This window comes from uncultured Campylobacter sp. (assembly GCF_938045225.1).
Classification (GTDB): Bacteria; Campylobacterota; Campylobacteria; order Campylobacterales; family Campylobacteraceae; genus Campylobacter_A.
In genome coordinates, this window is sequence record NZ_CALINL010000143.1 from 1 (window position 1) to 1,765 (window position 1,765).

General features: G+C 43.8%; 1 protein-coding gene. It reads left to right on the plus strand.

Translation table 11 applies throughout. The annotated features are described in order from the left end of the window. Positions 1-1,650, plus strand: a 1,650-nt coding sequence (locus Q0200_RS05355) for a peptidoglycan DD-metalloendopeptidase family protein (protein WP_297938687.1), incomplete at its 5' end; no start/stop codon positions are given. Positions 1,651-1,765: the final 115 nt, after the last annotated feature.

A 1,765-nucleotide genomic window follows, 5' to 3' on the forward strand; every position in this document is an offset into this window, starting at 1 on the left:
ATTTTAAGGGACGAAAGTGGCGGATTAAAACAAGTTCTCATCCCCATAAACGAAGAGCTTCAAGCGCAAATTTATAAAGACGACGAAGGTAAATTTAAATTTCAGCTCTCATCGATTTCGTATCAGACTTATAGGCGCGTACTTAGTATGCCGATCGTCTCGAATCCTTCGCAAGATATACTAGAGGCTACCGGTAGCGCGGCGCTAGCGCATGGATTTTATCTAGCTATGAGGAGCGAAGTGGGCGCTAAAGAGGTTACGAAGCTAAAAAAAGGCGACAGGCTCGCGATGGAGTATACGCAAAAGATGAGGCTCGGACGCACGTTCGGCTCTCCTGAGATATACTGGGCGACGATTGAAATCAGTGGCAAAAAATACACGGTTTATAAATACGAAAACAAATACTACGACAAAAGCGGTAAGAAAAACGATAAATTTTTGCTAACTAGACCGATCGCAAACGCTCGTATTACCTCGCCTTTTACGCCCAAGCGCTATCATCCGATACTAAAGCGTTATAAGGCCCATCTAGGCGTGGACTACGGCGCTCCTAAGGGCACTCCGATAAAGGCCGCAGGCGAGGGTACGGTTAAATTCGTTGGTACTAAAAGCGGCTACGGTAAGGTAGTGATACTAGGCCACACTAGCGGTTACGAGACGCTATATGCGCACACTAGCGGCTTTGCTAAAGGTATAAAAAGCGGCGTTAAGGTCAAACAAGGTCAGCTCATCGCATATGTAGGAAACACGGGCATGAGTACGGGTTCGCACCTGCATTTCGGCGTTTATAAAAACGGTAACGCTATAAACCCGGAGACCGAGATAAAGGTAGCTAAAAGCGTATTTGCCTTAAATGAAAGCGCTAAATTTCAAAAATATATAAAACAGTTTGAAAACAAGATAAAAGAGTATGCCAACAAGGATGAAATCCCTGAAAAAGAGCAGAAATTTGATGCGGCGATGGACTGGGAGCATCCTATAACCGAGCCAAAAACAGACGTAAATTTGACGATGACGGATGCAAATTCTACCTTTTCTAGCGGAGATTTAAATTTAACTACGGAGACGAAAAGGGCAGAGGAAAATTTAACTAACATCGGCGCTTTAAAAACCGATATAAATTTGATAAAAGAGACAAATGGTGACAGCAAGGAAGACAATGCGACCAAAACCGAAGCAAATTTGACGAGCGAGCTCGCAAGCGGCAGCGACGATGCAAATTTGACGGACTCAAATTTAACTAAAGCAGAGTCAAATTTGACCGTGCAGCCAACGGCCGAAGGTAGCTCCTCTGGAACCAAAACGGACGCAAACGAAACGGCAAATTTAGCCGCGGCAAAATCTGCAAAAGCGGAGTCAAATTTGACCTCCGCAAAAGCCGCAAACAAGGCGACAAGCAAAACTGAGCCAAAAAAATCAAGCAAAGAGGCGAAAAAGTCAGAGTCAAATTCGTCCGCTAAAAATAACAAAGACAAAACAAAACAGACGGATAGAAAAAAGGACAAAACAAATAAAGAAACCAAAACCGAGGCCAAAAAGAAAAAAGACGTAAATGCCAGCAAAGATAAGTCTAAAAAACAAAAAGACGCCGCCGATAAAAAGGCCAAATCAAAAGGCAAAACCGCCGAGTCAAGCGACAAAAAGAAGTAAATGATGGAAGAAAACGAGCAATTAAACGAAGCCAAAGAGCTGCTAGACTCGCACCTAAACGAGACGATCGACGAGGAGCTAAGCGCGGCTGATCTAGCCCATCACTTAAAAAAGC